The organism is Micromonospora marincola, from assembly GCF_056150385.1.
Genome location: NZ_JAXCFT010000001.1, coordinates 65,101 through 91,364 on the forward strand (window position 1 = coordinate 65,101; position 26,264 = coordinate 91,364).

A 26,264-nucleotide genomic window follows, 5' to 3' on the forward strand; every position below is an offset into this window, starting at 1 on the left:
CCTGACCGCTTAGAATCAGCTAACCAACTCTCCATCCAACTCGGGGCTTGACAGGGCGTCTACCCGGCAGCTCACGGCTGACGGCTCGTGGCTTCAAATTGGCTGGGGTCTTCCAACGTACGTTGAACCTCTTCTGCGAGGGCAGCAAGGGAACCCTCCCTGCCGAGGTGCCAACGACCGGGCCCCTGCACAGCGATCGGTGCACCACTCCACTCTGCAAGCATCCAGATTCGGTTAGCCAACCCGGTTGGTGTGTAGCGTTTACCGTCCGCAGACCAGACCAGGGGCCGCGCTCGGTCGTTGACCCAGGTTGCTACGCTCCTGCGGCTATCCTCGGCCAGCCAATTAGCAAGTGCCTGCCGCTCTGCCTCGGTGCCTACGTGGAACTGAAGACTACTGCCGTCCTTGATTCGGCCAGCATCGACGAGGATATGCACAGAGTTTCGGCGTCTAGGCGCCCGTTGCCTCGGGGCGGGGCGGTAGTCAGGCCGCAGTTCGGGTACGGCGTCGCCCGCCTCGAACGCTCGCCTCGTCGCACGCACCAGCGACAGAACACGGTCTGCCGAGGACAGCGTCGGCTGGATAAAGGAGTTTAGCCCAAACTGGCCGTCGATCTCTGCTACTAGGCGACGGACCGCCTGGCCTACGAGATCGGGCACCTTCTCCAGCTCCGCCTCCCAAGCGTAATCTGGATCGTCGATGCCGTCTCGTCCGATCTGCTGAAAGACGATGTGCACGATAACAAGGCTTCCCTGCTCCGCTACGGCGGCGGCGCGCCCCTCCCACTGGCTCCGTTCGGCATGTAGGGAGTCGCGCACTCGTCTGAGTAGCAACACGGACCGCCAGATCTGAACTGCGGGCGGAGGCTCTCCAAAGATTCTGGAGTACGTTCCCTGGGCCCCCTCCTCCCAAAGTAAATCCTCATTGGTGCGGACCCGCTGCACCAAGCGGGGATCGGGATGGGCGCAGGTCAGCGCTATGGCAGCCTCGCGAACCGTGCACCCGCTTTCTGGGGATGGCTCAAACTCGCTTCGCCGGATAGCGTAGGTCAGGTCGAGGGTGAGGGCAAACTCCTCCTTAATCGCAAGCTGTACCTCATCGAGTGCTACGAAGTCTCGCCGCTCAATGCGGTTCTGGGTGTTGGTGGCCTTCGTGATCTCGGCGCTGGTGGCCTCGTCGGCACTCTTGATGATTCGGATTCCTACGATCGCTGAGCCAACGCGTTCAGCGTCGCGCCGAACGGCTTCCGCTATTGCGGCAACCGTTTGTGCGCCATTAACGACACTGGCGTTCTTTGCATCGATATTGGCGATACCGTGAGGTGCGCTCTTGCTCTTCGGAGTCATGTCGAGGTGATCACAGAGGATCGTGACTCCGTTGTTCCGATACCAGAACTCGTGGGGCTCGTCAACGAGACTTTGAGCGATATCAGCATTGACCTGGGTGACGCCGAGTGACTCTCGAATGTTGCGTCGGAACAGTTGATCGCCATGCGCCTCATACCAGGAGGCAACCGCAGCCGCTGTGGTAAGGCCGGCATACGCCTGCATTGGTGTGACCACTGGATACCAGGATTGGAGGTCGAAGTTCAGTCCGATCGGCTCTGGCTGCGCAGTTCGGCGGATCATCTCCCAGATGTCCGCGATGCTTATGATTTCGAAGTCGAGGTACTGGCCGTGAGCGTTGTATTCGTCCCGCAATTCCCTGAGGCGTAGCAACACGTTGTCGTGCAGCGCCGCGTGACGCATGATTCCGATTGTCAGCGTGATACTCGCGCGGGAATCGTCCAGAATCGTCGATATCTGGTTGGTGTAGGCGCGAAGCTTATCGTTAAAGCGGTCGAACTGCCGATGGTCGATTCTGCGTAGCCCATCCGCCATGGATATGACGTCGTTCTCGCCAAAGCGCGCCTCTGCCTTGTCGCTCCACTTGGTTTGAATCAGCCAGAGACGAGACGCTCCAGCGCCAAACGCCACTGCATCTACACCGAAGTCTTGCCCGCCGTCAGTCACCAACGATGCTGCCCGCACATCGTCACAGCCTGAGCGGCTCGCAGCGATAGCTGCCGCGAGCGCTCGAGTGAGAAGGCAGCGCCTGCGCTCCTCCGGGTCTGGATTCGTGATGTCACTCAGATCAAGATGATCTTCGAATCTCCGACGGAGAGCGTCGGAGATCACCTTCATCTGCCGCGACGGGCCCGACCCTTGGGACACCCGGCCTCCCCGCACTTGAATCCACGACGCGAGCTGGCTTCGGCACCCGCCGCGGCTGCGATCCGATCAGCTGTGGAGTCTACGGGAGGTTGCGCTCTCGCACGTGGCCTCATTCGGGTGCTTGTCCTGCGTTGCTCCCGTAAAGTAGCGATGCGGTTCCGGCTCTGGTGTTGGCTTCTGATCTGGCTCTGCGGAGCTGGTAGAACAGGTTTGGCACACGAGGCCCGTCGCGGCGAAGCAGGAAAGCTGCGTCCTGGACCTCTCGACAGCTGCCGATAGCGAGCGTGTCGGGCTGGGTAGCGTATGCCTGCCACAGGTCGTCGATCTTGTACTCGGCCTGTTGACGTGCATTGGCGTGTTGCCAGTGCTGTCGGGCGAGTTCGATGGTGTCGAGGAAGGCTGGGGCGCTGGGTAGGAAGATCTTGATCAGGTAGTCGGCGAGGCTCAGGTCGCGTACGAGGGCGATGACGAGTCCGATGATGAACCAGATCACGCCGGTGGTCAGGATGGTGCCGCTGTAGGCGCGGTGTTCTTGGCGGCTCCACACCATGCTTTGACGTTGGCAGAGCAGCACATCGGCGGGCCAGGGTGTGGCGCCAAGGTCGACGCTGTACCACTTGCGGTATTTGGTGTCGTCGGTGATGTGGCGTGCCGAGGCGGCCACATCTTCGGGTGCAGGTTTGCGACCGGCGAGGGCGGTGTTCCACGGCATGTGGAACAGATTGGTGTCGTAGAGTTCCTGGACTCGGGCGGCGTGCTGGGTGGCTCGCTGTTCCATGCCGGTTAGCAGGGTGCGGCCGAGGACGAGCCATCCGGCGCTGATGGCGGCGACCAGGTCCGTGGTGGCCGGGATGAACAAGGAGATGAACGGGCCGACCGCGGCGAGCGCGAACGTGCCGAGAGCACGGGCGCGCCGCCAACGGTGGGCGATCTGGTAGTCGCGGCTGTAGGCAAGGAGCCGGTTGAGGTGCTGTGGCTCGTCTTGGCGCTGGGTGATGCGGGCCGTGGCTCCTTCGGGCACTGGCCGGGCGGCATGGGTGCTGGTCATGAGAGCGGGAACAGCGGTCCGAACAGTGCGCGCCATGCGGTCAGGGCTTCGCCGGTGCGTCCGGTCCGGTCGAGGTTGATCGCTGCGGTGCAGGCCGCCTCGGCCGCGCGGAGCGCCTTGCGGGCGGTGTCCATCTTCGCTGGGTCATTGTCCACGACGTCGGAGACGTCAGGTCCGATGTTGGCCGGGTCCGGCCAACCCTCATCAATGCGGCTGGCGGCGCTGGCGAAGAACTGTCGTAGCTCGCGGGGATGGCTGTTGGTCCACGGGCCGGTGATCAACTCTAGGGCCATCACCTCGATGAGGAAGGACGGCTCGACCGGGTGGCCAGCGACCTGGTTCCATTTCTTGATCATCTTGACGAGTGGTTTCCACTGTTCCGCGAAGTCCTTGTTGGCGTTCCGTGCCGCGTCGTAGTGCAGTTCGGGGTTGGTGTGTACCCACTCGCCGGTGACGTCGTCGGGGATCAGGTAGTGGTCGTCGTTGACGAAGGCGGGCACGACGTCAAAGGACACGACCTCGTCGGCATCGCTGACGTCATCGACGATCCTTACCCCGAAGTCCACCCGGACGGCGCGCCGGTCGCAGCACACCCGGGCTTCGCCGTAATAGGGGACTAGCGCTGCCCGGACGACTTCGAGGATGTCGTGAGGGTGCCGGTCGAGATACTCGATGTTGCCTAGCACGATCATGATGTCGACGTCGCGCAGCGGCTTGGTCTTCGTGTGCCGGCGGTAGGCGCCGGTGAGGAAGTCCCTGGTGATGTCGAGAGTGTTGTCGGCGTCGAGCTGCTCCCGGATCCGTTTCTGCCGGGCGCTCGCGGACGCGTCCTCGATGTCGGTGGTCTCCAGGTTGCTGCGGAACTTGTAGAACGCCTCGTTGACGCTGATCATCCATTGCTCCGGGTGTAGTAGTGCAGGCCAGCACCGAGACTGCCGCCGCCGATCGCAGTGCCCACAGAGTGCCGGGTAAAGCCGGCGGTCGAGCGGAACGTGGTGGTGGACCAGCCGTCCACCGACGGGTAGCCGGGGGCGGTATCGGCGATCAGCCGGTAGCCGCAGCGCGACGGATACGAGCCGTTCTTGAGGACCGTGTAGGAGACGGTGTCCGGGTCCAGCCACAACTCGCCGTCACCATCGCCGTAGTAGGTGTAGTCGATGGTGAAGTCGAAGCGACCCACCAGATCGTCGCCAGCGCGCTTGCCCGGGTCGTAGATCTCCAGCACCAGGCCCTTGAGGTGCCCCGAGTTGAGCCACGCGGCGATGCCCGCCTCCAGCACCGCCCAGTCGCCCATGATCTGGCTCGTGCTCAGGCCACTCTGCCGGATAATCTGCTTCATCCCGCGCAGCATGTTCGTGGCGACGTGCGTGGTCGCGTGAGTGTAGGTGTTGACGCGGACGGTACTGGTCACGACCGCTCCAATTCCGCGTAGTCGATCACCACGCGACCGCTCGCACCCCGCTGCTGCGCCGTGCTGGCCGTGGCGATGCCCTCGGTGACATCACGAACCTCGAAGTACGGGTGAGGCTCCAACGTTGTACGGACATCATCCAGGTCGGCCGCGCCGCACGGCAGCGAGATCCGCCAGCCGGCCTCGGCCAACGGCCAGGTCGCCAGAACCGCAGGGTCCTCGCCCTCGATCGCGGCTGCGCCGTGCATCGTGTAGATCCGCACCCGATCTCCCGCGACCGGCATCACTACGATCGGAGTCTCGCGGGAGTACTCCTCGGCGATCAGCATGGCCACCGTGCTCGTGACCGCCTCCAAGTCAGCGCGAGCGCTGGCACCCGGTGGGGTGAGCAGGTCGATGATCGTGCTCCATGTGGCGACCGACGTGCGTACGGGCACGGACGGCACCTGCCGTGATACGACGCCCATCAGTGGTCGCCCTCCTCGCGCAGCACCGCCAGTAGATCCTGACCAGTCACCCGTTCGGGATCGCCCTGCGCTTCCGGCCGGTACGCGCAGGCGGTAGCGACGGCTTTGCGCAGCCGGCGGCCGTCAAGGCCGACCGCTTCCTCCGCCGCCGCGTCCAGCAGTGCTGGTTCAAGCAGCCGACGGGCTCCGGGGAACGCGGCGGCGACCGCCGCAGCGGCGTGCTCAAGGATTTGTCGACGCGCGGCGCGATCCGGGAGCGGCACCTCGACGATCCAGTCCGCGCGCGAAGCCAACGCCGGATCGAGCGCGTCACTGAAGTTGGTCGTCGCCAAGATCAGCATCTGCGGGTGGCGACGGGCGAGCCGATCGAGCCCGACGAGCGCGGCGTCCACCGCCCGGTGCACGTCGACCGGGTTGGCCTCCATCGACAGGGCCGCCCGGTCGGTGAATAGGGTCTCCACCTCGTCGAGCAACACGATCATCGGGCCGGCGGCGGCGTGCTCGCTTAGCAGGGTGCCGAACAACTGTTCCACCGCACGCTGGCTGCGTCCCAACGACGAGCTGGCCAGGCTGTGCGGATCGACCTCCACGAACAACCACTGAGCAGCGCTCGTGATGGTGCGGGCTACCTGGTTAGCCAGACCGCGCGCCACCGTCGTCTTGCCGACGCCGGGCTTGCCCGTCAGGAGAACGACCCCGTGCAACGGCAGCGCGTCGAATGGCACTGCCGCGCGTAGATGGGTTTCGGCGACCGCCGTCCGCAGCAACCGCTGCTTCATGTCGTCCGGCAGCACGATCGCCGACCACGCGGCAGCGAAGTCGTCGTTCGGCAACAGCCGCGTGTCGGCTACCCCCGGCGCCGCATCGTCCGGCAACCGCCTGACTTCAGACCCGCGAAGACCTCGCGTCATGGTCCCCCCAAAATCCGCAACGAGCGCCAGCTGACGCCCCTCCCGCGTCGACTCGCGCATGGACGTAGCCCGACGCGCGGACGCGTCGCGCTACGCTTGACATCGAGGACTGTACGGCATGTACCGATCAAGGTACAGCTAGGGCGGATGGGGGCCGGACAGTCCCCGCCCTCGCGTACGCGCAAGTTCGCGGGAGAGATAGTTTGATCTCGACGGTCAGTCCAGCTCAGGCGATGGAGGTGCAGGTGAGCGACCCGATCGACATCGAGCTACTGGGACGCCTTGTGCACGCCGAGCGCCTAAAACGGGGACGGCTCAGCCTCCGCGCCGCAGCCGAGCAGGCCGAGGTGCCGTTCAACACGCTGGCGCGAGTCGAGAAGGGCGACCTCCCGGATCTCGCGAACTTCCGACGCATCGTGCACTGGCTCGGCCTGCCACCCGAGCGGTTCTTCCAGCCGCCCCGGATCAGAACCGAGAACACTCCTGAACTCATTGCCCACCACCTCGCCCGCGACCCGAATCTGACCGACGCCGCCGCCGAGAAGATCGCCGGGCTCGTCCGTGAGCTATACACCAGCCTAGCCGGTACGGAGCGCCCGATACGCGTACATCTTCGGGCCTCGGCAACGTTCAAGCCAGAAGCCTCGCGTAAGCTCTCTAGCTTACTTCACCAGATGCAGCAGAAGCTGGAATCCATGCCGCGAGCGGGACACTAGGCGGACGAGGCAGGCATTTCCAATGAGACGAGGTTTCAAGACCGAAGCCGAACGACTAGCCGACCGCACCCGAGCTGATCTCGGGCTTGAGGCGCATGCCCACATGTCGATCCGTGACCTCGCCGCGCACCTCGATATCGAGGTCTATCCTGCCGACCATCTTGTCGATCGTGCAGATCTTGAAGAACTGGACGAGTTGCAGCACGGCGCGTTCTCGGCGGCGACATTCCACCTGCCCGGCGGTCGGACCGTCGTCGTATGCAACCCGCTCAGCGAAATCGGACGGACCAACAGCGACATCGCGCACGAGATCTCCCACGTGCTTCTTAACCATGAGGTCCGAGAGATTCAGCGACTCGCCGGTCACACCTTCTTCACCTGCAACCTCGAACAGGAAGAAGAAGCGAACTGGCTTGCCGGCTGCCTACTTCTACCTAGGTCGCTACTGCTGAGAGAGGCTTATGCCGCGTCACCCCCCGATCTAATTGCAGCAAAGCATCAGGTGAGTGTGCCAATGGCCAGATATCGCCTGAATGCGAGCGGTGTGCTCCTGCAAGTCCAACGCTCTCGCCCTCGCCGAAGCTCAAGGCAATAGCATCAGGATCGGAACACTCGGGAGTAGGTGCGGTGCCTACTTGGCGGCATGCTGGATTCTGCGTCCAGACGCCGGCTCGCCTCTCGCCACGCCGCTTGAGTACTAGCCTGCTCTATGGATGCGCTGCTGAAGCATGAGCGCGAATTGTTCGAATTCATGCTGATTCTTCGCTAGAAGTTCGGGTAACGGCTCGCAGTTGTGCCAGAACGGCGCGCCACCGATAAATTTCTCCGCCGGTCGACGCAAGAGCTGGTTGTCTTCATATTCCAGTACGGCGACACTCTCGTCCTCCTCGCTCCATTCAAATACTGCGTAGCGGAGACCCATTTCACCGATGAAGTCAAGATCAGATCGCCATGCCTTGCCGTAGGCGCATTCAATCCACCACGTCTGCGGGTCGCCGTAGGCAAGATCGAACGCGAGGAAGACACCCCGAAAGATACGGGCGGAGACGAGACAACCTTCAAGCGCCCGCCGCTTGCCTTGAGCATTGGCGACCACCTGAAGACGCGGCAGGTAAGCGTCCAACTGATCGGGCCAGCCGAAGGCGAAGGCCGAGACGAGGTCGCAGGGGTTGAAGATGTCAATGGACACCTCCACCTCGTGCCCGTCCGACGCGATCTCCTCCAGCCAGGCTGTGACGATGATCGACCAAGACTCGTTCCCGGCGAGGGCGAGTTGGACGCGATTGATGAAGCGGTTCCACCGCTGGTGGTGGCCGGTTCGCGCTGCGCCGTGGAAGTGCGCGTCGGACAGCCCTCCAGTCGTGGAGCTGTCGCCGATCAGGTCTTCGTTGGTGAAGACCAGTTCGTCGGTGAAGGCACCCGTCCGCCTTACGGCGGTGATCCGCCATGCCGGATCTTGCCGGATCGTCGCGAGGCTGTGCGGCGCGACATCTTCGAGCGTGAATCCTGCGTACTTCTGGCATAGGTGGTAGAGGGCGGTGTATTCGAGTTTGTAACCCTCGGGGGCGTCGGACAGGTCGTAGCCGTGCTCTTCCGCCAGACGCGACAGTTCGGCTGCCTGTGGGCTTTCGGGATTCATCCGACCCAGAACGAGGTACACGCCAGGATCGTAGGTGCGGTGCCGAAGGTCGAAACCGACCAGGTGCTCCACGCCGACGGCCGCAAGGCGGCCCGCTGCCCATCGCCAGGCCGCGTCCACGTCCCCATTGCGGGTTTGGATAAGCACTTGTACGGGGGTTGGCGCGACTAGCAGTGCCTCCTCAAGCGGGCGTAATTCCTGCGCCGCAGTTGGGGTGATGCCGTCGGAGTCAAGGGCGAGGCGGTAACCACGAAGGCTCACGGACCATTCTCGGGCGGCCTGACTAAACGGGGCGAGTAGCTCGCGCCACGTGGTGGAGACGATCGCGGTCCGCACGTCGGCAGGCCCGAGGCCCTTCGCCCGCTGGAACAGTTCGACATACTTGGCAAGCTCATGCAGGGCCTCTCGTGCCGTAGAGTCGCTCCGCTTTAGCTCAATGATCACGAAGCAGCCAGTGGCATCCCGGGCCAAGATATCGATGATCCCACGGCTCCCGACGTCGCTTGGAAGCGGATAGTTTGTCGCGACAAACGTCAGCCCTGGCTCGATCAACTGAAGCTGCTTCGCAAGCTGGTCTCGAATGTCGTTCTCGCTCACTGCGGCAGGCTACGTCGGCCGGTGCCTCGCGACTGCCCTCGGAGCAGGTGTCCATCGTGCCTGGTCTGTCGGATCACCGACACCACCGGAATTCGCACGACGAGGTGGTCCTTGATCTATGCATTCCACCCCAGGGCACCAACCTGCGCCATCATCCGTTGACCGGTGGTGCCGAGCAGGGTGCCCCCGATTACCCCCCGGAAACCCCTCCCCAGAGCTGGCTATCAGTGACAAGCAGCGATAAATGCAGGGCGGTGTTTGTGCAGCTCAATGCCAAAATATGACCAGGGATGACAAGCGCGGCAGGGTGACGGATGGTAACCGTGTGTCGCAGGTTCGAATCCTGCCGGGGGCACCGATCCGGCCGTCCTACCGCAGGAAGCGCCCGCTGTTCACGTCGACCACCGTCCCGGTCATGAACTCGTTGACCGGGCTGGCCACGAACGCGACGGCCTGTGCGATCCGGCGGCTCGTCGCGTACGCCTGGAGCAGCAGGTTGCGTTGGGCGTAGTCAGGTGCCAGCGCGTCGATCGTGTCCTGGCCCATCGGCGTGATCGTGATGCCTGGTGCCACGCAGTTGACCCGGACCGCCGGGGCCAGTTCGCGGGCCATCGACCGGGTCAGGTTGACCAGTCCGGCCTTCGCGGCGGCGTAGTGCGGGTGGTGTGGCGCGCCGGTGTGGGCGGCGACGCTTGCCACCGTGGTGATGGATCCGCCGGGAAGGATCGCCGGGGCGAGCGCCTGGAGGGCCAGGAACGGCCCGGTCAGGTTCACCTCGACGAGTTCGCCCCACTCGACGGCGGTCACGTCGGCGAACGGCGTGACGATGTTCTTTCCGGCGCAGAGCACGACCAGGTCGAGTGGTCCGGTCTGGTCCATCGTGCGGCGCGTCGCGTCCGCCACCTGCGTACGCCGCGCCAGGTCCAGCGGCAGGGCCCAGCTCCGGCGGCCGAGGTCGCGTATCCGGGTGGCCACCTGCTCGGCGCCGGCCACCGAGTCGCGGTAGGTCACGGCCACGTCGCAGCCTTCGGCGGCGAGCACCTCGGCCAGGTCCGCGCCGATGCCGCTGGAGCCGCCGATCACGAGCGCCGTCTTACCGGTGAGTTCGAGGTCCACGTGTCGATACTGGCACCACTGCCCGTCCGGGCAGGTCAGGGCAGCGGCGGGAGCCGGTAGACCGACACGTGGGAACGGCATTCGTCGGTGAACTCCGCGCCGGTCCAGTCGGCGTGCCGGCTCTCCAGGGTGAAGCCGGCCAACTCGCCCATCAGGTCCAGCTCGGAGGGCCAGATGTAGCGGTGCGGGGTGCGGAAGACACGCGCCTCCCGGCCGGCGCCGAAGCGGAAGTGGTGCGACACGACCTGCTGCCGCAGCACGTCGTAGGTGTCCAGGCCGATGTAGCCGGCCTCGGTGTGCCACACGGTCGCCTGCTGGCCCGGGGGGAGTTTGCGCAGCTCCGGAACCCACAGCTCGATCACGAACCGCCCGCCCGGCCGGAGGTGGCGGGCCGCGTTCCGGAAGCAGGCCACCTGCTCGGCCTGGGTGAGCAGGTTGGCGATGGTGTTGTAGACCAGGTAGACCAGGCTGAATTCGCCCGGCACGGTGGCACCGGCCATGTCGCCGACCACCACCGGGATCGTCGCCGCGTCGGCCTTCGTCCGCAGCCGCTCCACCATCGGTACGGAGAGTTCGATCCCGCTTACCTGCACGCCGTGTTCGACGAGTGGTACGGCGATCCGGCCGGTGCCGATGGCGAACTCCAGGGCCGGGCCGCCCTCGGCGAGCGCGGCGAGCCGGTCGACGGTCGGCCCGAGCACTTCCGGCGCGAACATCCCGCTGCCCGGCGTGTCGTAGCCTCGGGCGGCCTCGTCGTCCCAGATCTCCTCCTGGCGCATGGCTCCCACAGTCGCCGTCGACACGGCTGCTGTCGACCGCTTTTCGACGACCCGACGCGGACGAATTGTTACTCTCCGTCAACGAGGGTTCCCGGGCGCTCAGGGCGACGTCAGGCATTGTCGGTACCCTGCTAACCCGACCCGTCCGCGACGACACATGAGGTATTCGTGAACGATCTTCGAGTGGTGGCATTCGACCTCGACGACACGCTGGCGATCTCCAAGTCCCAGATCGATCGTCGGATGGCGGAGCTGCTCGGCCACCTGCTCACCGAGGTGGACGTTCTGATCATCTCCGGCGGCCGGTTCGAGCAGTTCCAGTCGCAGGTGCTTGCCCACCTCGACCTGACCGGGGAGCAGCGCGACCGGCTGCACCTGATGCCGACCTGCGGCACCCGTTACTACCGCTGGTCCGACGGCGACTGGCGGCTGGTCTACGCCGAGGACCTGAGCGAGGCCGACAAGGCCCGGGTGATCGCCGCGCTCACCGAGTCGGCGCAGGCGCTCGGCCTGTGGGAGTCAAAGACCTGGGGCGACATCGTCGAGGACCGGGGTAGCCAGATCACGTTCTCCGCGCTTGGTCAGTCCGCGCCGCCGGCCGAGAAGTACGGCTGGGATCCGGACGGCAGCAAGAAGAAGCGGCTGCGCGACGCGGTCGCCGCGAAGCTGCCCGACCTGGAGGTCCGGGGCGGCGGTTCGACGTCGATCGACGTGACCCGAAAGGGCGTGGACAAGGCGTACGGCATGCGGAAGCTGCTGGAACACCTCGATCTGAAAATCGACAACGTGCTCTTCGTGGGGGACCGGCTCGACGTGGGTGGCAATGACTACCCAGTCAAGGCGATGGGCATCCGCAGCGTGGCGGTCACCCGCTGGGAGGAGACCGCCGACTACGTCGAGACCCTGGTCGACGACCTGGTGAAGCAGCGCGGCGCCTGACCGCCGGTCGCGGTGGCCAGGCGCGGCCCGGTCGCGGTCGCGTGGCTTGCCGGTTCCGGAACCCGGAAGGCTGGCGGGATCGACGGTGATGAGGTAGGAACGGCGAGAGAGCGCTCTCCGTCCCATCACCGAACAGGCAGGCAGATGCGATCACCCGACCCCTCCCGCCGCCGCTTTCTCACACTCACCGCCTCCGCGGCCTCCCTCACCTCCCTCACCGCACTCGGCCTCCCGGCCGGCGCCGCCGTCGCCTCCCCCGCCGAGCGCCCCGCTCGACCGAACCATGAGCCCGACTTCGGCCCGAACGTCTTCGTGTACGACCCGAGCACGCCGGTCGCGGAGATCCAGTCCACGCTGGACCGGATCTTCGCCGCCCAGGAGCGCAACGAGATGGGCCTCGACCGGTACGCCGTGCTGTTCAAGCCCGGCCGCTACGAGGTGGACGCCCGGCTCGGCTACTACACGACAGTGGCAGGTCTCGGCGCCCACCCGGACGACGTGGAGATTCACGGCGCGGTCCGGGTGATCGGCCAGCCCGACCCGAACTCCCCGGCCGGAATCTCCGCCCTCACCAACTTCTGGCGCTCGGCGGAGAACCTCGCCGTCACCCCGACCGACTGGTCGAACCAGTGGGCCGTCTCCCAGGCGTCGCCGATGCGCCGGGTCCACGTCAAGGGCGTCCTCTGGCTGGAGCCCGGCAACGGCGGCTACTCCAGCGGCGGCTACATCGCCGACTCCAAGGTGGACGACATCACCATCAACGGGTCCCAGCAGCAGTGGCTCACCCGGGACAGCGAACTCGGTGGCGAGTGGACCAACGGCGTGTGGAACCAGGTCTTCTCCGGGGTGGTCGGCGCGCCCGCCCAGGGCTTCCCCGACCCGCCGTACACCACGCTGCCGACCAGCCCGGTGACCCGGGAGAAGCCGTACCTCTTCGTCGACGGCGCGGGCCGCTGGCGGGTGGCGTTGCCCCGCCTGCGCCGCGACACCGCGGGCACGAGCTGGGCCGCCGGCGGCGCGCCGACGCCCTCGCTGCCGCTCACCGACTTCTTCATCGCCCGGCCGACCGACTCGGCGAAGCGGATCAACACCGAGCTGGCCCGGGGCCGGCACCTGCTGCTCACCCCCGGCGTCTACCGGCTGGACCGGGCGCTGCGGGTCCGCCGCCCGAACACCGTCGTGCTCGGCCTCGGCATGCCGAGCCTCGCGCCGACCGCAGGTGACGCGGCGCTGCGGATCGAGGACGTGGACGGGGTACGGATCGCCGGTGTGCTCGTCGACGCCGGGCCGGTCGAGTCCGACGTGCTGGTCGAGGTAGGCGGGCGGCACTGCCACCAGTCGCACGCCGGCAACCCGATCTCGCTGCAGGACGTCTTCTTCCGCATCGGCGGCCCCTACGCCGGGCGGGCGGTGACCAGCCTGGTGGTCAACAGCCGGCACACGCTCATCGACAACATCTGGGCGTGGCGCGGCGACCACGGCAACCCGGGCACCATCGGGTGGACCGTCAACACCGCCGCCACCGGCGTGGTGGTCAACGGCGACGACGTGACCGCGTACGGGCTCTTCGTCGAGCACTACCAGCGTTGGCAGACGATCTGGAACGGCGAGCGCGGCCGGACCGTCTTCTACCAGAGCGAGCTGCCCTACGACCCGCCGAGCCAGGCGGCGTGGCGCAGCCCGACCGGCAACGGCTGGGCGTCGTACAAGGTGGCCCCGCACGTCCGCACGCACGAGGCGTGGGGTCTGGGCGTCTACGCCTACTTCAACCAGGGCGTGGACATCCGCTGCGACCGGGCGATCGAGGCGCCGCGCCGGGCCGGGGTGCGGTTCCACGACGCGGTCACCGTGTTCCTGGACGGCAGCGGCGGGATCGAGCGCACGATCAACGAGGTCGGCACCCCGGTCGTCGGCTCGTACGGCACCAGCCCGGTGGTCAGCTACCCCTGACCGACGCGGACGGCCCGGCCGGCGGTATGCCGGCCGGGCCGTGCCCGCTCAGGCCGCGAGCTGGTCGACGCGGGAGAGCACCTGGTCGACGAGGCCGTACTCGCGGGCCTCCTCGGCGGTGAACCAGCGGTCCCGGTCCCAGTCGCGCTGGATCTCCGCCAGGGTGCGCCCGCTGTGCTCGGCGATCAGCTCCTGCATGGTGCGCTTCACGTGCAGCATGTTCTCGGCCTGGATGGTGATGTCGGCGGCCGTGCCGCCCATCCCGCCGGAGGGCTGGTGCATCATGATCCGCGCGTGCGGCAGCGCGAACCGTTTGCCCGCCGCCCCGGCGCAGAGCAGGAACTGCCCCATCGAGCCGGCCATCCCGAGCGCCAGCGTCGCCACGTCGTTCCGGACGTAGCGCATCGTGTCGTAGACGGCCATGCCGGCGCTCACCGAACCGCCTGGCGAGTTGATGTAGAGAAAGATGTCCCGCTCCGGGTCCTCGGCGGCGAGCAGCAGGATCTGCGCGCAGATCTGGTTGGCCGAGTCGTCGGTGACCTCGGTGCCGAGGAAGATGATCCGCTCCCTCAGCAGCCGTTCGAAGACCCGGTCGCCGAAGGCCGGCTGCCCGTCGTCCCGCATCCAGATGCCACCCATGACCGCCACCTCCGTAGCGCCGGCGGGCGGGGGACCGCCCGGCGATCCGGCGGTCTCCAGCGTCCGCCGGGCACACCCGCGCGGCCCACACTTTCTGCCCGGGGCAGATTCGCCCTCGGCAGAAGCAGGGCCCGCGTCGGGACCGGTGACGCGACTGTCGACGCCGCGCCCGGACCGGCGTCGCCGGGCCGCCCGGGCCGCGAGCGCCGGGGGCCGTGAGCCGAGGGCTACGCCCTGACGGGCCGCCGTCGGGCCGTCCGGGCCCGTCGCCGGGCCAGTGCAGATGAGGTACGCGGGCGCGGGCGGGCGGCCGGCGTCGGGATCAGCCAGATCCGGGTGCCGGTGCCGAGCAGCTCCGGCGTGCCGTGGCCGAGCGGCATGGGGGGCGGACCCACCGGGCGCAGCGCGCCGCCGAGCAGCGGGGTCGGGTGGACCGGGCGGGCGGCGTACGCCGGCACCGGAATGTGCGGGCGGGCCGGGTTCGGGCCGGCCGGCCGGCGGGTGGCGCGTAGCCGGGGCGGGCCGACCCGGAGTTGCGGGCCGCTGCGGGCGGCGGGCACCCGGTCGAGCCGGGCCAGCGGGACGCCGGAGCCGACCGGCGCGGGCCGCTCCCGGCGCAGCTCGTCACGCGCCTCCTCGAGCAGGTCCGCGAGGTGGATGCCGAGCGCCCGGCAGATCGCGGCCAGCACCTCGGAGGAGGCCTCCTTGCGGCCACGCTCGACCTCGGAGAGATAGGGCAGGGAGACACCTGCCGCCTGCGCCACCTCGCGCAGCGTGCGGCCCTGCCGCAGGCGGATCCGCCGCAGCACCCCACCGATCACCCGTCGCAGCAACGACATGCCGGCCTCCTCGCGGTCGCCGTTCGCCGACGCCACCCATCATGCCCGGTCCCGGCGACGCGGACCGGCCCGGCCGGCCACCGTGGCACCGACCGTGCGGCGCAGTAGGGCCTACCGGCAGGACGTCGAGATCCGCACCGCTCGTGGAGCGGGACCGGTTCGCGGCCCGCCCGGCCGGCACGGGGCGTACCCGCTATCTTGAGGGCGTGCAGGCGACGGCGGCGGAGCGGAACCGACGGTGATCCATTTTCCCGCGCAACGGCGGGGGCCGCTGAGCGCGCTGAGCCTGCGCCTGCTCGCCGCTCTCGGGCTGGTCCTCGCCACGGTCTTCGTGGTCTGGTTGGACCGCGACGGCTACCGCGACACCAACGGCGACGGGCTCACCCTGCTCGACTGCTTCTACTACGTGGTGGTCTCGCTCTCCACCACCGGGTACGGCGACATCGCCCCGGCCAGCCCCTCGGCGCGCCTGGTCAACGTCCTGTTCGTCACCCCCGCCCGGGTGCTCTTCCTGATCATCCTGGTCGGCACCACCCTGGAAGTCCTGACCGAGCAGTACCGGACCGGCCGTCGCCTGTCGCGGTGGAGGAGAACCGTGAAGGACCACGTCATCATCTGCGGCTACGGCACCAAGGGGCGTAGTGCGGTCTCCGCGCTGCTGGAGAACGGGGCGGACAAGTCGAGGATCGTGGTGGTCGAGCGGAGCGCTGCGGCGCTGCGTCAGGCCACCTCGAACGGGCTGGTGACGATCGAGGGCTCGGCGACCCGCTCCTCGGTGCTGGAGGAGGCGCACGTCCGCACCGCGAAGGCGGTCATCATCGCGACCGACAGCGACGACGCCTCGGTGCTCGTGGCGTTGACCGTCCGGCAGCTCACCGCCGGTCAGGTCCGGATCATCGCGGCGGTCCGGGAGGCGGAGAACGCGCCGCTGCTGAAGCAGAGCGGGGCGCACCACGTGATCGTCTCGTCCGCGACCGCGGGCCGGCTGCTCGGCCTCTCCACCTCGGCTCCGCCGCTTATCGACGTGGTGGAGGACCTGCTCACGCCGGGCCAGGGCATGGCGCTGGCGATGCGTTCGGCCGAGCGGAGCGAGGTGGGGCGCTCACCGCGTGAGCTGGATTCGCTCGTGATCGCGCTGGTCCGCCGGGGCAAGGTGATCACGCTGAGCGACCGCGCCGGTTCGGTGATCGAGACCGGCGATATGCTGGTCCACGTCCGCGACGACCGCCCGCAGGCGACCACCCCGGCCTGACCGACCCGCGACGAGCTGTTAAGCGGGGGCCCCTCCTCTACCGCAGGCGTTAAGCGGGGGCCCCTCCTTTCACTCTAAGCAGGTGGGTGCGCAGCCCTGGCTGGCCCGCTTCAGCAGGTCGTAGAGCAGGGTTCGCTCGTCGGGGGCCAGCGCGCCGAGAACGTCGTCCTCCGCGCCCGCGAGCCCGCACTCGGCCTCGCGGAGCCGCGTCGTGCCGGTGTCGGTGAGGCTCACGACGTGCCGGCGGCGGTCCTCCGGGGAGCGGCGTCGCTCGACCAGGCCGGCCGTTTCCAGGTCGTTGAGCAGCCCGACCACGTTTGTGCCGTCGAGTTGCAACGTGGCGGCGAGGCCCTGCTGGCTGATGCCGCCCGAGTCGCGCAGCACGGTGAGCGCGACGAGGTGCCGGGGGCGCAGGCCGAGTGGCGTCAGCACCGACTCCGAGCGCAGCAGCATCCGCCGGGCCAGGTGCTGGAGCAGTGGCCCGGAGCGGCGCTCCGACTCGTGGGTGGGCCCGGCTGACATGTGACCCAGTCTACGCGGACCAGGGAACATCGTTCTGCTATAAATAGTTGGCGCTACACAAACGATAGGCGGAGGAGCAGCAATGGCACACCTGTTGCACATCGACTCGAGCATCACCGGGGAGCGGTCGGTCAGCCGCCGCCTCACCGCACGCGCGGCGGACGCCTGGCGCGCGGCCCACCCGGGCGGCACTGTCACCTACCGCGACCTCGGCCGGGACCCGCTGCCGCACCTCGACACCGCAGGCGGCCTCGCCCGGGTGGTGCCGCCCGATCAGCACACTCCGGAGCAGCGCGCGTCCTGGCGGCTGACCGAGGAACTGGTCGCCGAGGTGGCGGGGGCCGACGCCATCGTGCTCGGGCTCCCGCTCTACAACTACGGGGCGCCGAGCAGCGTCAAGACGTGGGTGGACCACCTGATCGCGCCCGGCCTCGCGTTCGACCCGGCCACCGGGGCCGGACTGCTCGGCGGTCGCGAGTTCGTGGTGCTGGGCAGCCGGGGCGGCGGCTACGGCGCGGGCACCCCGCGCGCGGGCTGGGACCACTCCGAGCCCTGGCTCCCGCACGGACTGTCGCGCACCGGCCTCGAGCCGCGCTTCATCTCGGCCGAGCTGACCCTCGCCCCGGTCAACCCGGCGATGGCCGAGCTGATCCCGCTGCACGAGGCGAGTCTCGCCGCCGCCGAGCGGGCCATCGACGAGCTGTGGGTGCCGGCCGCGGCGGTCGCCTGAGCGGTGCCGGCACCGAGGAAGGGCGGGCCGTTCCGAGGGGAACGGCCCGCCCTTGCGTGCGGATCAGCGGTGGCTCAGAGGATCGTCCAGGTGTCGCCGCCGGCCAGCAGCGCCGAGAGCTGCTGCTCCGGGGCCTGGTCGACGCCGGCCCGCGCCGAGGCGACCTGCTCCTGCACCACTGTGTCGTAGGAGGGGCGGCTCACCGAGCGGAACACCCCCATCGGGGTGTTGCGCAGGTCGAGCCCGGGCAGCCGGGACAGCGCGAACGCGTACGCCGGGTCGGCGACCGTGGCGTCGTGCACGACGATCTCCTCCGCCGGGGTGACCGCGGTCTCCCGGACCTCCAGCCCGAAGCCGCCCGGCGGGTGGACGACGCAGAACTGCCCGTCCGCGCCGAACGTGATCGGCTTCCCGTGCTCCAACCGGATCAGGAAGTCGTCCCGGGTGGCCGGCTCCTTCAGCGGGTCGAACGCGCCGTCGTTGAAGATGTTGCAGTTCTGGTAGATCTCCACGAACGCCGAGCCCTTGTGCTCGGCGGCGGCCCGCAGCACCGACTGGAGGTGCTTGCGGTCCGAGTCGAGGGTCCGGGCCACGAACGTGGCCTCGGCGCCGAGCGCCAGCGACAGTGGGTTGAACGGCGCGTCCGCCGAGCCCAACGGCGTCGACTTGGTGATCTTGCCGACCTCGGACGTCGGTGAGTACTGGCCCTTGGTCAGCCCGTAGATCCGGTTGTTGAACAGCAGGATCTTCAGGTTGACGTTGCGGCGCAGCGCGTGGATCAGATGGTTGCCGCCGATCGAGAGCGCGTCGCCGTCACCGGTGACCACCCAGACCGACAGGTCCGGCCGGGACACCGACAAGCCGGTGGCGATCGCCGGAGCGCGGCCGTGGATCGAGTGCATGCCGTACGTGTTCATGTAGTACGGGAAGCGGGACGAGCAGCCGATGCCCGAGATGAAGACGGTGTTCTCCCGGGGGATGTTCAGCTCCGGCATGAAGCCCTGCACGGCCGCCAGGATGGCGTAGTCGCCGCACCCGGGGCACCAGCGCACCTCCTGGTCCGACTTGAAGTCCTTCGCGGTGAGCTTCAGGGCGACGGGCTCAGACATTCTTCAAGACCTCTTCCAGCATCGTCTCCAGCTCGGCGGCGGTGAACGGCAGGCCGCGGACCTGGTTGTAGCCGATCGCGTCGACCAGGTACCGCCCCCGGATCACGTGGGCGAGCTGGCCGAGGTTCATCTCGGGAACGACCACCTTGTCGTACCGTCGCAGCACCTCACCGAGGTTTGCCGGCATCGGGGCCAGATGGCGCAGGTGCGCCTGCGCCACCGGGAACCCCCGCTGGCGCAGGCCCCGGCAGGCGGCGCCGATCGGGCCGTACGTCGAGCCCCAGCCGAGCACCAGCACCCGGGCGTCGCCGTCCGGGTCCTCGACCTCGACGTCCGGCACCGGAATGGTCTCGATCCGGGCCGCCCGGGTCCGCACCATGAAGTCGTGGTTCGTCGGGTCGTACGAGATGTCGCCGGTCTTGTCCGCCTTCTCCAGGCCGCCGATGCGGTGCTCCAGCCCGGGGGTGCCCGGCACCGCCCACGGGCGGGCCAGGGTCTGCGGGTCGCGCAGGTAGGGCAGGAACGTGACGCCGTCCTCGTCGTTGGGGCGGGTGGCGAACTCGACCCGCAGGTCGGGCAGCGACTCCACGTCGGGCAGCAGCCACGGCTCGGAGCCGTTCGCCACGTAGTTGTCGGAGAGCAGGATGACCGGGGTGCGGTAGGTGAGCGCGATCCGGGCCGCCTCCAGCGCCGCGTGGAAGCAGTCCGACGGGGATTTCGGCGCGATCACCGCGACCGGCGCCTCGCCGTGCCGGCCGTACAGGGCCATGTTCAGGTCGGCCTGCTCGGTCTTCGTGGGCATGCCTGTGGACGGCCCGGCGCGCTGCACGTCGACGATGACAAGCGGCAGTTCCAGCGCCACCGCCAGGGAGATCGTCTCGCTCTTCAGCGCCACGCCCGGACCGCTCGTGGTGGTGACGCCGAGCGAGCCGCCGTACGACGCGCCGAGCGCCGCGCCGACCGCCGCGATCTCGTCCTCGGCCTGCATGGTGACCACGCCGAGCTTCTTGTGCCGGCTCAGCTCGTGCAGGATGTCCGAGGCCGGGGTGATCGGGTAGGCGCCGAGGAACACCGGCAGCCCGGAGCGCACGCCGGCGGCCACCAGGCCGAGCGACAGCGCCGCGTTGCCGGTGATGTTGCGGTAGGTGCCGGGCAGCATCTTCGCCGGCTTGACCTCGTACCGGACGGAGAAGTCCTCGGTGGTCTCGCCGAAGTTCCAGCCGGCCCGGAACGCGGCCACGTTCGCCGCCACCAGCTCCGGCCGGGCGGCGAACTTGCGTTCCAGGAAGCGCAGCGTCGAGGCGTACGGGCGGGAGTACATCCAGCTCAACAGCCCGAGCGCGAACATGTTCTTGGCCCGCTCGGCATCCTTCTTGGACACGTCGTGCTCGGCAAGCGCGCCGATCGTCATCGAGGTGAGCGCGACCGGGTGCACCGCGTAGCCGGCGAGCGAGTCGTCGTCGAGCGGGCTGCTCGCATAGCCGACCTTGGCCAGGTTGCGCCGGGTGAACTCGTCGGTGTTGACGATGATGTCCGCCCCGCGCGGCAGGTCGGCCAGGTTGGCCTTGAGCGCGGCCGGGTTCATCGCCACCAGCACGTTCGGGGCGTCGCCCGGGGTCAGGATGTCGTAGTCGGCGAAGTGCACCTGGAAGCTCGACACGCCGGGCAGCGTGCCGGCGGGGGCGCGGATCTCGGCCGGGAAGTTGGGCAACGTGGAGATGTCGTTGCCCAACTGCGCCGTCTCCGAGGTGAACCGGTCGCCGGTGAGCTGCATGCCGTCGCCGGAGTCACCGGCGAACCGGATGACCACCCGGTCCAGCTGACGGATCTGCTTGGTCACTCCCGCACCTCGCTTCGCTGAGCGCCGTCGCCCACGCCGGCACGGCCCGCTCCGTTTCTCACGTCAGAGCCTACGTCGGACGGTTAGGGCCGCCTTGGTGGAGGTCCGACGTGTGGGACTCGTTTGCGCAGGTGTATGCCCCGCTTTGCGGGCTTTAGTACCCCACCCCGTAATCCAACTCACCAAGATTTAGGGGGTGTCAGCGGTCCGGGGTGGGGTCCGCCACGGTGATGTCGCTGCGGCGTCGCAGCGATCGGGTGGCAAGTGCCAGCGCGAAGACCACGAGCAGTCCCGACATGACGATCAGGACGATCGCGATCCGGCGCGCCGGCGTGTCGTGGCCGCCGGCCCGGCCCGCCGCGGCGAGCACGCCCTGCGACCCGGTCGGGGCGGGCTCCCCCACCGTCGGGGTGGCCTGCGCCGCCGCCGCGCTGATCCGGAAGCTCATCTGCACCTGCCGGTCCCGCCCGCTGCGCGGGTCCAGCCGGCCGATCACCGCGCCGGCGAGCGGGGCCATGCGCTGTGCCTCCGCCGAGGCGGTCACCGGCAGTCGCAGGGTCGCGGCCCGGCCGGCCGGAAGCGTGCCGAGCCCACACCGGGTGCGGCCCGGGGCCGTCGGTGCGCAGCCGCTCACGTCGCCGCTCACGGTGACCCCGGCGGGGAGGAGCACGTCCACCCGGCCCGCGGCGTCGACCTCGCCGGTGTTGCCCAGCCGTACGGTGAGCGTGCTCGGCGCGCCGCTGATGTCGAAGAGCACCTCCTCGGTGCGCAGTGAGATGCCTGGCACGGGCGGGCCGGGCGGGAAGAGCACCGCAAAGCCCTCGTCGTCGTACGCGGCGCCGTCGACGCCGGGCGCGACGGCGGTGACCTGGACCGAACCGCTCAGCGGCATGGTGCGCCAGGCGTCGCCGGCGACCCGGACCCGGATGGTGGTGGTGAACCGGGCGCCGGGCGAGGCGGTCCACCCGCCGCAGCGGTGGTTGCCGCCGCCGGCGTCGACGCAGCCCGGGGTGCCGGCGTCGGCCAGCCCCGCCGGGAGCGTGTAGCCGAGGCTGACCTGCGCCTCCCGCCCGCCGGTGTTGGCCACCGTCACCCGCAGCGTGGTCACCGTGCTGTCGTCGTTCCAGTAGCCGGGCGTCAGCACCACGTCGTCCGTGCTGACCTGCACGCCGAGCGGCCCGCCGGCCGGCTGGGTCCGGGGCGGTGGCGGGGGCTGCACGGGTGGCGCGACAGGCGGCTGCGCCGGGGCGGTGGTGGTCGGCGCGGCGGTGGTCGGCGACGGCAGCGCCGGTGCCGTGGTCGGCGGCGCCGCCGTGGTGGCGGCCGGCACCGCCGGCGTGGTGGGTGCCGGGGCGTCCTCAGTCGGCGGCGCCGGCGCCGTGGTGGTCGTCGTCTCCTCGGTGGGCGTCGGCTCGCCGCCGGGATCGCCGCCCGGGTCGCCGGGCGCGCCCGGCCCGGCCGCCCGGACCACCCCGGCCGGGAGCGCGGGGGTGGCGACCGCCCATCCCGGTGCCACCGCGACGACCGCCGTGGCCGCGGCGATGAGCGCGGGCGCGAACAGCGTGAGGGTACGGCGGGACGCGCGGGGGCGGATCATCTGTCCTCCGGGACGGTCAAGAGGTCTCATTATTCGGTGACGGTTGCCATCCGGCACTAGTCCCGCCAGGAAACGAATTCGTAACGTGTTCGAGACGTCTCGACGGGACCGGTACGCTCCGGTCGTGACCGGATATCTCGGCTCGTACGCCACGCTCGGTCTGCTGCTGCTCGCCGCCGTGCTCTTCTTCGTCACGGCGTTCTCGGCGAACCGGGTGTTACGTCCGGCCCGTCCGGCCGAGCCGTGGGGCAAGCGGGCCTCGTACGAGTGCGGGCTCGACCCGGTCGGCGGCGACTGGGCCCAGATGCAGATCCGCTACTACGTCTACGCCTACCTCTACGTCCTGTTCGCGGTGGAGGCGGTCTTCCTCTTCCCGTGGGCGCTTGTCTTCGACCGGCCCGGGTTCGGCGCGACCACGGTGGCGGAGATGGGTGTCTTCGTGGCGATCGTCGCGCTCGGCATCCTCTACGCCTGGCGGCGTGGCGTCCTGCGCTGGACCTGAGACCTAGCTAGGCCAACCCGCGACGGGTCGCCGCCGGCGGCCGGTCACCCCGGATCGACGCCACCATGTCGAGCACCCGTCGGGTCTCGCGGACCTGGTGGGCGCGGAACACCCGGGCGCCGAGCCAGGCCGAGACCGCGGTGGCGGCGAGCGTCCCCTCCAGCCGCTCGGCGACCGGCAGGTCCAGCGTCTCGCCGATGAAGTCCTTGTTCGACAGCGCCACAAGCAGCGGCCAGCCGGTGTCGGCCAGCTCGGCCAGCCGCCGGGTGATCTCCAGCGAATGCCTGGTGTTCTTGCCGAAGTCGTGCGCCGGGTCGATCAGGATGCCGTCCCGGCGTACCCCCAGCCCGGCCGCGCGTTCCGCCAGCCCGGTGACGGTGGTGACCACGTCGGCCACCACGTCGTCGAAGGCGGCCCGGTGCGGCCGGGTACGCGGCGCCAGCCCGCCGGCGTGCGAGCAGACCAGCCCGGCGCCGGTCGCCGCGGCGACCTCGGCAAGCGCCGGGTCGGCCCCCGACCAGGTGTCGTTGAGCAGGTCCGCGCCGGCCGCGACCGCCTCCACCGCCACCTCCGCCCGCCAGGTGTCGATCGAGACGACCACGTCCGGAAAGGCGGACCGGACCGCGGCGATGGTGTCGACCGTCCGGCGGATCTCCTCGGACACGTCGACCTCGTCGCCGGGCCCCGCCTTCACCCCGCCGATGTCGATGATCTCCGCGCCCTCGGTCACCGCCCGTTCGACAGCCCGCAGCGCGTTGTCCCGCGCGAAGGTGGCGCCCCGGTCGAAGAACGAGTCCGGCGTGCGGTTCACGATCGCCATCACCGTCAGCTCGCCCGGGGCGAAGGTCCGTCCACCGAGCCGCAAGCTCCCCGCCATACCCGCCGCTCCCTCATGTCCACGCGCCCGCAACCCGGCGTTGCTCCGAGATCTTGGTACGAAACGGCCCGCCCAGGGGCGCTTTCGTACCAAGATATTCGCGTTTCTCGCCACTTCGTTCCAGACCGGAGGCTCGGGAGGGCTCGCCCGATCCCGGCCCGCATGCCACGATCTCTGCATGGGTCAGGTTCTGCTCCTCTTGGTCGTCGCGCTTACCGTCGCGGCTGTGGTGTTCGGAGTGACGGTGCTGGTCTCCGGACGGGATCCGGGCTTGGTGCCGGCCGAGCCGGACGGGCGGTCGGTGCCGCTGCCGGGCGCGCGCCCGCTCGACGAGTCGGACGTGACCGGGGTCCGGTTCGACACCGCGCTGCGCGGATACCGGATGACCCAGGTCGACGCGGCGCTTCGGCGGGCCGCCTACGACATCGGCTACAAGTCCGAGCTGATCGGCGTGCTGGAGGCCGAGAACACCGCGCTGCGGGAGGGGCGGACCGAGGACGCCGACGCGCTGCGCCGGGCCCGCGAGGAGGCCGCCGCGACGAGCCTCGGAGCCGACCCGTCGGACGCCGACCCGTCGAGCACGGAGCCGGTGGTCATCGACCTGTCGGCGCCCGAGTCGCCCGCCACCGCTGAGGCGGGCGTGGCGGAGGCGCCGGCCGCCGCCGCGGTGGAGGACACCACCTCTCCCGCGGGCGGGGCCGCAGCGGCGTCGGCCGGCGAGAGCGCGCCGACGACCGAGGCCGACGACCGGGAACGCGGGGTGCCGCTCCGCTCGGAGTCGGCGTGACAGGCGCGGAGGGCTCCGCCGGCTTCACCGAGGCGGCCCAGCCGGGTGCCGCCGAGGTCACCGCCACGGTGATCGTCGACGCGCCGGCCGAGCGGGTCTTCGCCGCCCTGACGGCGTGGGAACGGCAGTCGGACTGGATCCCCTTCACCACGGTCCGGGTGGTCGAGGGGGACGGCGGCGAGGGGAGCCTGATCGAGGCGGTCACCGCACTCGGTCCGGCCGCGCTGCGCGACGAGATGCGAGTGGTCCGGGTCGACGCGCCGTACGAGGTCGGGGTGGTCCACTGCGGCAAACTGCTGCGCGGGCCGGGGGTGCTGCGGTGCACCCCGATGGACCGGGGTCGGACCCAGGTGGTGTGGCACGAGTGGTTCCACCTGCCGGCCGGCGCGGCCGGCCGGGTCGCCTGGCCGTTGCTCTGGCCCGGCCCGAAGGTCAGCCTGACCCAGGCGTTGAAGCGGTTCGCCCGGTTGGTCGAGCAGGGCCGCCTGCCCTGACCGGCGTCGGCCCCGGGCTCGCCTGTCGGTGGGCGGGCCTACCGTGTAGGGCGTGACTGACCTGGTGACCGGCGCCGACGGCTTGCCCCGCTGCGCCTGGGGAGCGAGCACCACCGACTATGCCGTCTATCACGACGAGGAGTGGGGCCGGCCGCTGCGCGGCGACGACGCGCTCTACGAGCGGCTGACGCTTGAGGCGTTCCAGTCCGGCCTGTCCTGGCTGACCATCCTGCGCAAGCGGCAGGCGTTCCGGCTCGCGTTCGACGGGTTCCGGATCGAGAAGGTGGCCGGCTACGGCGAGGCCGAGGTGGCGCGGCTGCTTGCCGACGTCGGGATCGTCCGTAACCGGGCCAAGGTCGAGGCGGCCATCGTCAACGCCCGCGCCGCGCTGGAGTTGCCCGAGGGCCTCTCCGCGCTGCTGTGGTCCCACGCGCCCGCGCCCCGGGCGGCGCGACCCCGATCCTTCGCCGAAGTGCCGGCGATCACCCCGGAGTCCACCGCGATGGCCAAGGCGCTCAAGAAGCGGGGCTTCCGCTTCGTCGGCCCGACCACGGCGTACGCGCTGATGCAGGCCACCGGCATGGTGGACGATCACCTCGCCGGCTGCCACTCCAGCGGTGACCGGGCCGGGGTGTGACGACGCGGCGTGATGGGATTGGGGCATGACCGACACCGAGCCGCGGACGAGCGGGACGACCGACGGTGACACCACGCCCGGCGCCTGGGCGGTGCTGCTGCCCGCCGAGCGCTACCAGGCCGAACGGCTGGTGCACCACGACGTGCTGGAGCTGACCGGATTGCCGGGGGCGGGCCGGCCCCGCCCCGGTGACCAGGTGGCGGTGCTCGTCGAGGAGCCGCTGCGGCTGGTGGCGCTCGGCCGGGTCGCGCGTGCCGGCGCCGGGGGCCGGGAGGATCCGGACGACCCGCAGTCCGACGCGACGGGCGGGGCGTTCGTGGTGACGTACACCCGACGGTCGCTCGACGAGCCGGTGGCGGTCGACGGCCCGGCCCCCGACGGGCCGGTGGCCGCGCTCGACCCGGCGCGATGGCGGGCGTTCGCCGACCGGATCGGTCCGCCGCCGGCCCGGCGCACCTGGTTGGTAAGCCTGGACCTGCCGATCGAGGCGGCCTCGCGGGCGGAGGCGGTCCGGATCTTCTGGTCGTACGTGCAGGAGTTGGGGCCGCGCGAGCTGCCCGCGTTCGTCTCGCCCTCCGGCGACGAGTTGGCCATGCAGGCGTTCGTGCTCGGCGCCGAGGCCAACCAGGACCCGGAGGAGGACGACTGACGCG

At 69.4% G+C, this 26,264-nt stretch carries 28 protein-coding genes and 1 tRNA gene; 12 read left to right on the forward strand and 17 right to left on the reverse strand.

Annotation, left to right across the window (positions count from 1 at the left end):
* Positions 1–71: 71 nt before the first annotated feature.
* The 6 genes from SM450_RS00290 to SM450_RS00315 all read right to left on the reverse strand — a co-directional run bounded on the left by SM450_RS00290 (position 72) and on the right by SM450_RS00315 (position 6,110).
* On the reverse strand, positions 72–2,012 hold the full coding sequence (locus tag SM450_RS00290; RefSeq protein WP_474617610.1) for an AIPR family protein: 1,941 nt from the start codon (positions 2,010–2,012) through the stop codon (positions 72–74).
* A 310-nt stretch (positions 2,013–2,322) separates the two neighbouring features.
* A complete protein-coding gene (locus SM450_RS00295; protein ID WP_474617611.1) occupies positions 2,323–3,261 on the reverse strand; it encodes an S-4TM family putative pore-forming effector in 939 nt (312 codons plus the stop codon).
* On the reverse strand, positions 3,258–4,154 hold the full coding sequence (locus tag SM450_RS00300) for a CBASS oligonucleotide cyclase (protein WP_474617612.1): 897 nt from the start codon (positions 4,152–4,154) through the stop codon (positions 3,258–3,260). Before SM450_RS00300 ends, SM450_RS00295 begins: the two co-directional genes overlap by 4 nt.
* A complete protein-coding gene (locus SM450_RS00305) occupies positions 4,151–4,672 on the reverse strand; it encodes a hypothetical protein (RefSeq protein ID WP_474617613.1) in 522 nt (173 codons plus the stop codon). Before SM450_RS00305 ends, SM450_RS00300 begins: the two co-directional genes overlap by 4 nt.
* Positions 4,669–5,109 carry a hypothetical protein gene (locus tag SM450_RS00310; protein WP_474617614.1) on the reverse strand — a complete coding sequence of 147 codons (441 nt, stop codon included), beginning with the start codon at positions 5,107–5,109 and terminating at the stop codon, positions 4,669–4,671. Before SM450_RS00310 ends, SM450_RS00305 begins: the two co-directional genes overlap by 4 nt.
* Positions 5,110–5,138: 29 nt before the next feature.
* The gene (locus tag SM450_RS00315; protein WP_474617615.1) at positions 5,139–6,110 is read right to left on the reverse strand and encodes an AAA family ATPase; all 972 of its coding nucleotides are present in this window, start codon (positions 6,108–6,110) and stop codon (positions 5,139–5,141) included.
* 185 nt (positions 6,111–6,295) lie between these two features.
* On the opposite strand from SM450_RS00315, the gene SM450_RS00320 reads away from it, so the two are divergent.
* Positions 6,296–6,766, forward strand: coding sequence for a hypothetical protein (locus SM450_RS00320; protein WP_474617616.1), 471 nt, complete (start codon positions 6,296–6,298; stop codon positions 6,764–6,766).
* A gap of 55 nt (positions 6,767–6,821) precedes the next feature.
* Here SM450_RS00320 and SM450_RS00325 read toward each other — a convergent pair whose 3' ends face one another.
* Positions 6,822–7,133 (reverse strand): hypothetical protein, encoded by a 312-nt coding sequence (locus SM450_RS00325; RefSeq protein WP_474618372.1) that lies wholly within the window; start codon positions 7,131–7,133, stop codon positions 6,822–6,824.
* On the opposite strand from SM450_RS00325, the gene SM450_RS00330 reads away from it, so the two are divergent.
* Complete coding sequence (locus SM450_RS00330; protein WP_474618331.1) at positions 7,044–7,361, forward strand: ImmA/IrrE family metallo-endopeptidase; 318 nt, start codon at positions 7,044–7,046, stop codon at positions 7,359–7,361. The genes SM450_RS00325 and SM450_RS00330 overlap by 90 nt on opposite strands.
* Before the next feature lie 102 nt (positions 7,362–7,463).
* Here the strand turns inward: SM450_RS00330 and SM450_RS00335 are convergent, their stop codons facing one another.
* Complete coding sequence (locus tag SM450_RS00335) at positions 7,464–9,002, reverse strand: endonuclease NucS domain-containing protein (RefSeq protein ID WP_474617617.1); 1,539 nt, start codon at positions 9,000–9,002, stop codon at positions 7,464–7,466.
* 264 nt (positions 9,003–9,266) lie between these two features.
* On the opposite strand from SM450_RS00335, the gene SM450_RS00340 reads away from it, so the two are divergent.
* Positions 9,267–9,354, forward strand: a tRNA-Thr gene (locus SM450_RS00340).
* 17 nt (positions 9,355–9,371) lie between these two features.
* Here the strand turns inward: SM450_RS00340 and SM450_RS00345 are convergent.
* Both SM450_RS00345 and SM450_RS00350 read right to left on the reverse strand, forming a co-directional pair.
* Positions 9,372–10,118: an SDR family NAD(P)-dependent oxidoreductase gene (locus tag SM450_RS00345; RefSeq protein WP_474617618.1), complete on the reverse strand. Its 747-nt coding sequence runs from the start codon at positions 10,116–10,118 to the stop codon at positions 9,372–9,374.
* Positions 10,119–10,153: 35 nt separating this feature from the next.
* Positions 10,154–10,897, reverse strand: coding sequence for a class I SAM-dependent methyltransferase (locus SM450_RS00350; protein WP_474617619.1), 744 nt, complete (start codon positions 10,895–10,897; stop codon positions 10,154–10,156).
* Positions 10,898–11,065: 168 nt separating this feature from the next.
* Here SM450_RS00350 and SM450_RS00355 point away from each other — a divergent pair, with 168 nt between their 5' ends.
* Both SM450_RS00355 and SM450_RS00360 read left to right on the forward strand, forming a co-directional pair.
* Positions 11,066–11,836, forward strand: a complete 771-nt coding sequence (locus SM450_RS00355; RefSeq protein ID WP_474617620.1) for an HAD-IIB family hydrolase — start codon at positions 11,066–11,068, stop codon at positions 11,834–11,836.
* A gap of 144 nt (positions 11,837–11,980) precedes the next feature.
* On the forward strand, positions 11,981–13,786 hold the full coding sequence (locus tag SM450_RS00360) for an adenylyl cyclase (RefSeq protein ID WP_474617621.1): 1,806 nt from the start codon (positions 11,981–11,983) through the stop codon (positions 13,784–13,786).
* A 48-nt stretch (positions 13,787–13,834) separates the two neighbouring features.
* On the opposite strand, the gene SM450_RS00365 is transcribed toward SM450_RS00360, so the two are convergent.
* Positions 13,835–14,425 carry an ATP-dependent Clp protease proteolytic subunit gene (locus tag SM450_RS00365; protein ID WP_474617622.1) on the reverse strand — a complete coding sequence of 197 codons (591 nt, stop codon included), beginning with the start codon at positions 14,423–14,425 and terminating at the stop codon, positions 13,835–13,837.
* Between the two features lie 227 nt (positions 14,426–14,652).
* On the reverse strand, positions 14,653–15,264 hold the full coding sequence (locus tag SM450_RS00370) for a helix-turn-helix domain-containing protein (RefSeq protein ID WP_474617623.1): 612 nt from the start codon (positions 15,262–15,264) through the stop codon (positions 14,653–14,655).
* A 238-nt stretch (positions 15,265–15,502) separates the two neighbouring features.
* Here SM450_RS00370 and SM450_RS00375 point away from each other — a divergent pair, with 238 nt between their 5' ends.
* Entirely contained in the window at positions 15,503–16,516 is a 1,014-nt protein-coding gene (locus tag SM450_RS00375) for a potassium channel family protein (protein ID WP_474617624.1), read from the forward strand.
* A gap of 69 nt (positions 16,517–16,585) precedes the next feature.
* On the opposite strand, the gene SM450_RS00380 is transcribed toward SM450_RS00375, so the two are convergent.
* On the reverse strand, positions 16,586–17,038 hold the full coding sequence (locus SM450_RS00380) for a MarR family winged helix-turn-helix transcriptional regulator (RefSeq protein WP_474617625.1): 453 nt from the start codon (positions 17,036–17,038) through the stop codon (positions 16,586–16,588).
* An 82-nt stretch (positions 17,039–17,120) separates the two neighbouring features.
* Between SM450_RS00380 and SM450_RS00385 the strand changes: the two genes are divergently transcribed.
* Positions 17,121–17,768 carry an FMN-dependent NADH-azoreductase gene (locus tag SM450_RS00385; protein WP_474617626.1) on the forward strand — a complete coding sequence of 216 codons (648 nt, stop codon included), beginning with the start codon at positions 17,121–17,123 and terminating at the stop codon, positions 17,766–17,768.
* Positions 17,769–17,842: 74 nt separating this feature from the next.
* Here SM450_RS00385 and SM450_RS00390 read toward each other — a convergent pair whose 3' ends face one another.
* From SM450_RS00390 to SM450_RS00400, 3 genes are all read right to left on the reverse strand, one after another.
* Positions 17,843–18,877 (reverse strand): 2-oxoacid:ferredoxin oxidoreductase subunit beta, encoded by a 1,035-nt coding sequence (locus tag SM450_RS00390; RefSeq protein ID WP_474617627.1) that lies wholly within the window; start codon positions 18,875–18,877, stop codon positions 17,843–17,845.
* Complete coding sequence (locus SM450_RS00395; RefSeq protein ID WP_474617628.1) at positions 18,870–20,717, reverse strand: 2-oxoacid:acceptor oxidoreductase subunit alpha; 1,848 nt, start codon at positions 20,715–20,717, stop codon at positions 18,870–18,872. Before SM450_RS00395 ends, SM450_RS00390 begins: the two co-directional genes overlap by 8 nt.
* Before the next feature lie 199 nt (positions 20,718–20,916).
* A complete protein-coding gene (locus SM450_RS00400) occupies positions 20,917–22,314 on the reverse strand; it encodes a hypothetical protein (RefSeq protein ID WP_474617629.1) in 1,398 nt (465 codons plus the stop codon).
* 124 nt (positions 22,315–22,438) lie between these two features.
* Here SM450_RS00400 and SM450_RS00405 point away from each other — a divergent pair, with 124 nt between their 5' ends.
* Positions 22,439–22,816, forward strand: a complete 378-nt coding sequence (locus SM450_RS00405) for an NADH-quinone oxidoreductase subunit A (protein WP_474617630.1) — start codon at positions 22,439–22,441, stop codon at positions 22,814–22,816.
* Positions 22,817–22,823: 7 nt separating this feature from the next.
* Here the strand turns inward: SM450_RS00405 and folP are convergent, their stop codons facing one another.
* Entirely contained in the window at positions 22,824–23,693 is an 870-nt protein-coding gene (folP, locus tag SM450_RS00410; RefSeq protein ID WP_474617631.1) for a dihydropteroate synthase, read from the reverse strand.
* Positions 23,694–23,871: 178 nt separating this feature from the next.
* Between folP and SM450_RS00415 the strand changes: the two genes are divergently transcribed.
* The 4 genes from SM450_RS00415 to SM450_RS00430 are packed head-to-tail and all read left to right on the forward strand — an operon-like array spanning position 23,872 to position 26,260.
* The gene (locus SM450_RS00415) at positions 23,872–24,480 is read left to right on the forward strand and encodes a DivIVA domain-containing protein (protein ID WP_474617632.1); all 609 of its coding nucleotides are present in this window, start codon (positions 23,872–23,874) and stop codon (positions 24,478–24,480) included.
* Complete coding sequence (locus tag SM450_RS00420) at positions 24,477–24,974, forward strand: SRPBCC family protein (protein ID WP_474617633.1); 498 nt, start codon at positions 24,477–24,479, stop codon at positions 24,972–24,974. Before SM450_RS00415 ends, SM450_RS00420 begins: the two co-directional genes overlap by 4 nt.
* Before the next feature lie 52 nt (positions 24,975–25,026).
* Complete coding sequence (locus SM450_RS00425; protein WP_474617634.1) at positions 25,027–25,611, forward strand: DNA-3-methyladenine glycosylase I; 585 nt, start codon at positions 25,027–25,029, stop codon at positions 25,609–25,611.
* 25 nt (positions 25,612–25,636) lie between these two features.
* Entirely contained in the window at positions 25,637–26,260 is a 624-nt protein-coding gene (locus SM450_RS00430; RefSeq protein ID WP_474617635.1) for a hypothetical protein, read from the forward strand.
* Positions 26,261–26,264 lie beyond the last annotated feature (4 nt).